The organism is Actinomadura alba (assembly GCF_014323705.1).
GTDB lineage: Bacteria > Actinomycetota > Actinomycetes > Streptosporangiales > Streptosporangiaceae > Actinomadura_C > Actinomadura_C alba.
Genome location: NZ_JABVEC010000004.1, coordinates 311,889 through 318,900 on the forward strand (window position 1 = coordinate 311,889; position 7,012 = coordinate 318,900).

At 72.5% G+C, this 7,012-nt stretch carries 9 protein-coding genes; 7 read left to right on the plus strand and 2 right to left on the minus strand.

From position 1 onward, the window contains the following. Positions 1 to 475: 475 nt before the first annotated feature. Both ybaK and HKK74_RS08715 read right to left on the minus strand, forming a co-directional pair. Entirely contained in the window at positions 476 to 973 is a 498-nt protein-coding gene (ybaK, locus tag HKK74_RS08710; protein ID WP_187242557.1) for a Cys-tRNA(Pro) deacylase, read from the minus strand. Between the two features lie 23 nt (positions 974 to 996). Further along, entirely contained in the window at positions 997 to 1,665 is a 669-nt protein-coding gene (locus tag HKK74_RS08715; RefSeq protein WP_312881352.1) for an LON peptidase substrate-binding domain-containing protein, read from the minus strand. Positions 1,666 to 2,011: 346 nt separating this feature from the next. On the opposite strand from HKK74_RS08715, the gene HKK74_RS08720 reads away from it, so the two are divergent. The 7 genes from HKK74_RS08720 to hisH all read left to right on the plus strand — a co-directional run bounded on the left by HKK74_RS08720 (position 2,012) and on the right by hisH (position 6,946). Further along, positions 2,012 to 2,164 carry a hypothetical protein gene (locus tag HKK74_RS08720; protein ID WP_187242558.1) on the plus strand — a complete coding sequence of 51 codons (153 nt, stop codon included), beginning with the start codon at positions 2,012 to 2,014 and terminating at the stop codon, positions 2,162 to 2,164. A gap of 71 nt (positions 2,165 to 2,235) precedes the next feature. Then, the gene (locus HKK74_RS08725) at positions 2,236 to 3,045 is read left to right on the plus strand and encodes a PhzF family protein (protein ID WP_187242559.1); all 810 of its coding nucleotides are present in this window, start codon (positions 2,236 to 2,238) and stop codon (positions 3,043 to 3,045) included. Between the two features lie 74 nt (positions 3,046 to 3,119). Further along, positions 3,120 to 4,427, plus strand: a complete 1,308-nt coding sequence (gene hisD / locus HKK74_RS08730) for a histidinol dehydrogenase (protein WP_187242560.1) — start codon at positions 3,120 to 3,122, stop codon at positions 4,425 to 4,427. Further along, a complete protein-coding gene (locus HKK74_RS08735) occupies positions 4,424 to 5,566 on the plus strand; it encodes a histidinol-phosphate transaminase (protein WP_187242561.1) in 1,143 nt (380 codons plus the stop codon). The genes hisD and HKK74_RS08735 overlap by 4 nt, the downstream gene beginning before the upstream one ends. Next, positions 5,563 to 6,156, plus strand: coding sequence for an imidazoleglycerol-phosphate dehydratase HisB (gene hisB / locus HKK74_RS08740; protein WP_187242562.1), 594 nt, complete (start codon positions 5,563 to 5,565; stop codon positions 6,154 to 6,156). Before HKK74_RS08735 ends, hisB begins: the two co-directional genes overlap by 4 nt. Then, positions 6,153 to 6,323, plus strand: a complete 171-nt coding sequence (locus tag HKK74_RS08745; protein ID WP_187242563.1) for a CG2302 family histidine operon protein — start codon at positions 6,153 to 6,155, stop codon at positions 6,321 to 6,323. The genes hisB and HKK74_RS08745 overlap by 4 nt, the downstream gene beginning before the upstream one ends. Next, positions 6,320 to 6,946, plus strand: a complete 627-nt coding sequence (gene hisH, locus HKK74_RS08750; protein ID WP_187242564.1) for an imidazole glycerol phosphate synthase subunit HisH — start codon at positions 6,320 to 6,322, stop codon at positions 6,944 to 6,946. Before HKK74_RS08745 ends, hisH begins: the two co-directional genes overlap by 4 nt. Positions 6,947 to 7,012 lie beyond the last annotated feature (66 nt).

Here is a 7,012-nt window from a genome sequence, read left to right on the forward strand (position 1 = left end):
ACGGATCTGGGCGGTCACGACGGCGGTGCTCGTCCTCCTCGGCCCGCCCGCCGGGCTGCTGTGGGCGGGTATCTCGCCCGGTGTGCGCTACCTCGTGGTCGACGGCACCGCCGTCCTGGCCGACCCGGAGACGCAGGCTCTGATCGGCACCGACGGGCGCTTCGCGATGATCACCGCACTGGCCGGGTTGCTGTGCGGATTCGTCGCCTACGCGATGGGCGGCCGCGGCAGGGACATCGCGCTCCTTCTCGGCCTCGCGGTGGGCGGCCTGGCGGCCACGGTGCTGGCCTGGCGGGTGGGGCATCTGGTCGGTCTCGAGACTTTCCAGCGCCTGACCCGCACCGCGCCCACGGGTACCGCGGTGACCGGAGTGGCGGACCTGCGCGCCCGCGGCGTCCTGGTGTTCTGGCCGGTGCTGGCGGTCGGCGCGTACGGCATGCTGGAGGCGCTCGACGCCGCACGCCGGGTGCCGCGGCTAGCGCCGGGCGATGTCGGCGGTGCCCGCGCCGGTCAGCCGGATGAGGTCGGCGGGGGCGAGCTCGATCTGCAGCCCGCGCCTTCCCGCCGAGACGTAGACGGTGGCGAAACCGGACGCTGACGCGTCGACGATCGACGGCAGGGGTTTGCGCTGTCCCAGCGGGCTGATGCCGCCAACGACGTAACCGGTGGCGCGTTCGGCCGCCGCCGGCTCGGCCATCTGGGCCTTCTTCCCGCCGACCGCGGCGGCCAGGGCCTTGAGGTCGAGGGTCGCCGCGACCGGCACCACGCCCACGACCAGCCGGCCGTCGACGTCGGCCAGCAGTGTCTTGAAGAGCCGGTCGTGCGGCACGCCGAGCGCGTTCGCCGCCGCCTCGCCGTAGGACCGCGCGCCGGCGTCGGCTTCGTAGGGGTGCAGCGTGAACTCGATTCCGGCCTCGGCGGCGGCGACGGTGGCGGGGGTCCCGCTGCCCCGGGGTGTCCTGGTTCTGCCCATGTGGGCCATCTTCCCGCCCGCGGTCAGTTGAGGTGCACGCCGCCGTCGATGAACTGGGAGGCGGGTACCGCGGGTACCGCGCCGATCAGCCGGTTCTCCCGCAGCAGCAGCTTCGCCTCCAGCCGGAGCCGGGTGGTGGCGTTCTCGGCCTCGAGCAGTCGCTGCTTGTCGCCGAGGTCGAGCACGACCGCGGCGGCGACGAGATAGGACAGCTTCACCGGATCGGCGGGCAGATCGATGGGCTCGGGGATCTCGGCCCCGGTCGCCGCGAGCCGGCGCCGGTACAGCGTGAACAGCCGCTTCACGAGCCCGGCATGGGGCTCGGGGTTCGGGCCGGCCTCGTCGGGCAGCAGCTCGGCCTCGGCGCGCAGATAGGGCAGCGTGTCGTCGACGGCGCCCCTCCGGAACCTGCGGCCGCCCACGGTGACGATGTCGAAGCGCCCGTCCTCGAGGGCGGTGACGCCGTGCAGCTCCGCGACGCAGCCGACCCCGGCCAGCCGCCGGGCGGCGCCGGCCCCGACCTCGTGGCCGAACTCGATCGCGACGATCCCGAACCGGCGCGGCTCGGGCCGATCGAGCAGATCGCGCAGGAGCAGGCGGTAGCGCTCCTCGAACAGGTGCAACGGCAGCATGAGACCGGGGAACAGCACGGTGCCCAGGGGGAAGAGGGGCAACTGTTCGGTCACGCTCACCTCGCCAGGGTACGTGGACGGATCGCCGGCGGTGTGGGCCGATCTCACCACTGTACGTGATCTACAACGTAAAGGACCCGGCCCTGATCATCCGGGTTTCGTCGCATCGCGGGTGATGGTCATCTGCCTCGAACGGAGCATACGAGCTGACGAACCCGGGTCAATTTCCGGTTGTCGTCCTACGCCGGGCCACGCACTTCGCTAGGTTCGGTCGGACCCGCAGCCGCCGGAGCGCGATCACGAGCCTGGCAGGAGTGCGGCCCGGTGAGGTCCCTCACCGGTTCTTGTCTCGGGTGCACGGGGACCCTGGGCAATGACAGCCGGAGGCAGCCACATGTGGCTGAACGTGACCATTCTGAGCCTGGCCAGCCTGTCCACCGGGTTCGTCCTCGGCTGGGTAGTCGGCCGGCCCAGACGCTGGTACAGCGGCACCTGGACCGACGCGGCCGCCCCGGGGGACGACCTTCCGCCGCTGCGCAGGGTACGGACCGGGACCTGAGGCGGGTCCGCGCGGCCGAGCGCCCGCCGGCACCGGGGAGCGCGCCGCACGCGGCCGTCTACAGTTCCGGCATGAGGACCCTTGTCGTCGACGCCTTCACCGACCGCCCCTTCGCCGGCAACCCGGCGGGCGTCTGCCTGCTCGGCTCCGCCGCGGATCCCGCCTGGATGCAGGGCGTCGCCGCGGAGATGAAGCACTCCGAGACGGCGTTCCCACGCCCGATCGACAGCCCCGACGCCGACTACGAGCTGCGCTGGTTCACGCCCGCGGTCGAGGTGGCCCTGTGCGGCCACGCCACCCTCGCCGCCGCCCACGCGTTGTACGAGACCGGAGCCGTGCCCCACGGCCGGACCATCCGGTTCCAGACGCTGCGCAGCGGTGTGCTCACCGCGCGGCGGGACGACCGCGGCTGGATCGAGATGGACTTCCCCGCCTGCCCCGCCGAGCCCGCGGAGCCGCCCGAGGGGCTCGACCGGATGCTCGGCGCCCCGGCCCGGTGGACCGGCCGGAACGCGCAGCACGACCTGCTCGTGCACGTCTCCGACGAAGAGACGGTGCGTGGGCTCGAGCCCGACCTCGACGCGCTGGCCGGGCTCGGCGGACGGGGGATCATCGTGACCTCGGCCGCCGCCACGCCCGGGCGCGGGTACGACTTCGTCTCGCGGTTCTTCGGCCCGGCCGTCGGGGTCCGGGAGGATCCGGTGACCGGTTCGGCGCACTGTGCCCTCGGGCCGTACTGGGCGGAGCGGCTCGGCCGCGACTCGCTGCTGGGCTACCAGGCCTCCGCGCGAGGCGGGCATGTGCACGTCACCGTCCGCGGTGACCGGGTCACCCTCGCGGGGCCGGCGCTGACCGTCCTCGACGGAGCCCTGCGGATGTGAGGTCCTCCCGCCGGCGTGGTCTCGGCAGGTGAGACGTCGCACGGGCGGGCGGGGGTTCTTCGTAGACTGGGTGGGTGATCTCCCGTATCGACCTGCGCGGATCCCTGCCAGGGGACCTGCGCTCCGTGCTGCCCCGAGCCGAGCTCGACGTCGAAGCCGCCCTGGAGAAGGTGCGGCCGATCTGCGCGGACGTACGCCATCGCGGCTCGGCGGCCGTCCGGGAGTACACCAAGGCCTTCGACGGGGTCGAGCCGGAGTCGCTCCGCGTGCCGGTGCCGGTGATCCACCAGTCCCTGGCCGCCCTCGACCCGGCCGTGCGCGACGCGCTGGAGGAGTGCGTCCGGCGGGCCCGTCTCGTCCATCGCGACCAGCGGCGCACCGACGTCACCACCCAGGTGGTGCCCGGCGGCACCGTGACCGAACGCTGGGTGCCGGTGGGCCGGGTGGGACTGTACGTTCCGGGCGGGCAGGCGGTCTACCCGTCCAGCGTCGTCATGAACGTCGTGCCGGCCCAGGAGGCGGGGGTCGGCTCGCTCGCCGTCACCTCTCCCCCCCAGAAGGAGTTCGGCGGGTGGCCGCATCCCGTCATCCTGGCGGCCTGCGCCCTGCTGGGCGTGGACGAGGTGCACGCGGTCGGCGGCGCCCAGGCGATCGCCATGTTCGCGTACGGCACCGACGAGTGCCGCCCGGCCGACCTCGTCACCGGGCCGGGGAACGTCTGGGTCGCCGCCGCCAAGCGGCAGCTGCGCGGCGTGATCGGCATCGACTCCGAGGCCGGCCCGACAGAGATCGCCATCCTGGCCGACGCCACGGCCGACCCCGTGCACGTCGCCGCCGACCTGATCAGCCAGGCCGAGCACGACACCCTCGCCGCCGCGGTGCTCGTCACCGACTCCGAAGAGCTGGCCTCCTCGGTGACCAAGGAGCTCGAGACCCAGGTGGCGGCGACCAGGCATGTCGAGCGGATCACCGCCGCGCTCGGCGGGCGGCAGTCGGGCGTCGTCCTCGTCGACGACCTCGAGGCGGGCCTTCGCGTGGTCGACGCCTATGCCGCCGAGCACCTCGAGATCCAGACCGCCGGCGCCCGCGAGGTCGCGGCCCGCGTCCGCAACGCCGGGGCGATCTTCATCGGCCCGCACGCGCCGGTGTCGCTCGGCGACTACCTGGCCGGCTCCAACCATGTGCTGCCCACCGGCGGCTGCGCCTGCCACTCGTCGGGGCTGTCGGTGCAGACCTTCCTGCGTGGTGTCCACGTCGTCGAGTACGACGAGGCCGCGCTGGCCGAGGCCACCCCCCGGGTGGTCATCCTGGCCGAGGCCGAGGACCTGCCCGCGCACGGTGCCGCCCTGAAGGCCCGGTTCGACTGGGGGGTTCCGCGATGACCTCACCGCGGGCGCGCACGCCCGGTGCCGCGGACCTGCCGATCCGCGACGACCTGAGGGGGCGCGACCCCTACGGGGCGCCGCAGATCGACGTTCCGGTGCGGCTCAACACCAACGAGAACCCGCACCCGCCGTCGCCCCGCCTGGTGCGGGCGCTGGCCGACGCCGTCGAGCGGGCGGCGGGGAGCCTCAACCGGTACCCCGACCGCGACGCGGTCGAGCTGCGCAAGGATCTCGCCGACTATCTCGGGCACGGCGTGACGGCCGACCAGGTGTGGGCGGCCAACGGCTCCAACGAGATCATCCAGCAGATCCTGCAGGTGTTCGGCGGGCCGGGCCGCACCGCACTCGGCTTCGAGCCGTCGTACTCGATGCACCCGACCATCGCCAGGGTGTCGGGCACCGAATGGATCAACGCCGACCGCGACGCGGACTTCGGCATCGACCCGCAGGGCGCGATCGGCGCGATCCACCGGCACCGGCCGGACGTGATCTTCCTTACCTCGCCGAACAACCCGACCGGTACGGCGCTGCCGCTGGCGGTGGTCCAGGAGATCCTGGCGGTGGCGCCGGGGATGGTCGTCGTCGACGAGGCCTACGCCGAGTTCCGTCGTCAGGGCACTCCCTCTGCCCTGTCGCTGCTGCCCGGCAATCCCCGGCTGATCGTGACCCGGACCATGTCCAAGGCGTTCGCCATGGCCGGCACCCGGCTGGGCTATCTCGCCGCCGACCCGGCCGTGCTCGAAGCGCTGCTGCTGGTGCGGCTGCCCTACCACCTGTCGACCGTCACCCAGGTCGTCGCGCGAACGGCCATCGCGCACCGCGAGGAGCTGCTCGCCGCCGTCGGGGCCATTCGCGAAGAGCGCGACGCGCTGGTCGGCTGGCTGCGCGGTGAGGGATTCGCCGTGGCCGACTCCGACGCCAACTTCGTCCTGTTCGGCAGGTTCGGCGACCGAGGACGGGTATGGCGTGGACTGCTCGACAAGGGCGTGCTCGTACGAGAGGTGGGTCCGCCGGAGTGGCTGCGCGTCACCGTCGGGCTGCCAGAGGAGATGGCGGTGTTCCGCACCGCCCTTGCTGAAGTCATGGGGGCCGAAGTCATGGGAGAGACCGCATGCGAGCGGGACGAGACGGCATGAGCAGGATCGGCCGGGTGGAACGAGGCACCAAGGAGACCCAGGTCCTCGTCGAGATCGACCTGGACGGTACCGGCCAGGTCGACGTCGCCACCGGTGTCGGGTTCTTCGATCACATGCTGACCCAGCTCGGCAAGCACGGGTCGTTCGACCTGACCGTGAAGACCACCGGTGACCTGCACATCGACAGCCACCACACGATCGAGGACACCGCGATCGCGCTCGGCCAGGCGCTGCGGGAGGCACTCGGCGACAAGGCCGGCATCCGCCGGTTCGCCGACGCGTCCGTTCCCCTGGACGAGTCGCTCGCCCAGGTGACCGTGGACCTGTCCGGCCGCCCCTACCTCGTGCACAGCGAGCCCGAGGGCATGGCTCCGATGATCGGGCCGGAGTACGACACGACGATGACCCGGCACATCCTTGAGTCGCTGGTGTCGAACGCGCGGATCTGCCTGCACGTGCACGTGCCGTACGGGCGCAACGCCCATCACATCGTCGAGGCGCAGTTCAAGGCCCTCGCCCGGGCGCTGCGCGACGCCGTGGCCCACGACCCCAGGGCGAACGGAGTCCCCTCGACGAAGGGAACGCTGTGAACATCGCGGGTCAGCACATCGGGTCGCTGTCGATGTTCTTGTTCGCGGTGGCCGTCTTCTTCGTCACCGGTGTGGTGGTCTTCGTCAGGCAGGGCGTCAAGTTCCTGGCCGTCGTGGCGTTCATCGCCGCAGCGCTGGCCCTGACCGCGGGAGTGCTGAGGCTGTGACGGACGTCGTCGTACTCGACTATGGATCGGGGAACCTGCGCTCGGCCGAGCGCGCGGTGGCACGGCTCGGCGTCGACGTCACCGTCACCTCCGATCGCGACGCGGCGCTGAACGCCGACGGGCTCGTGGTGCCGGGCGTCGGCGCGTTCGCCGCCTGCATGTCCGGCCTGCGCGCCGTGGGCGGTGACCAGATCATCGACCGCAGGCTCGCGGGCGGCAGGCCGGTCCTCGGCATCTGCGTCGGCATGCAGATCCTGTTCGCCAAGGGGGTCGAGCACGGCGTCAGCACCGAGGGCTGCGCCGAGTGGCCGGGCACCGTCGAACGCCTCGACGCGCCGGTGCTGCCGCACATGGGCTGGAACACCGTCGACGCTCCCGCGGAATCGGTCCTGTTCCGCGGGATCGACCCGGGGACCCGCTTCTACTTCGTGCACTCCTACGGGGTGCGTCGCTGGGAGCTCGAACCCGGCCGGTTCACCCCGCCCGCCGTCACCTGGGCCCATCACGGCGACCGGTTCGTCGCCGCGGTCGAGAACGGGCCCCTGTGCGCCACCCAGTTCCATCCGGAGAAGTCCGGCGACGCGGGGGCCGAACTGCTGTGCAACTGGCTGTCGACGCTCTAGGCGGGCCGATGAGTAAGGAACGGGCCCGGCGGCGGGCCGAGCGCGCGGCCGAGGCCGCACGGCTGG

What these genes read in the sequence shown, in the direction of transcription:
- ybaK (WP_187242557.1), bottom strand. Translation starts at nt 973, where the DNA reads ATGGGCAGAACCAGGACACCCCGGGGCAGCGGGACCCCCGCCACCGTC.
- hisB (WP_187242562.1), top strand. Translation starts at nt 5,563, where the DNA reads ATGAGCAGGATCGGCCGGGTGGAACGAGGCACCAAGGAGACCCAGGTC.
- HKK74_RS08725 (WP_187242559.1), top strand. Translation starts at nt 2,236, where the DNA reads ATGAGGACCCTTGTCGTCGACGCCTTCACCGACCGCCCCTTCGCCGGC.
- HKK74_RS08735 (WP_187242561.1), top strand. Translation starts at nt 4,424, where the DNA reads ATGACCTCACCGCGGGCGCGCACGCCCGGTGCCGCGGACCTGCCGATC.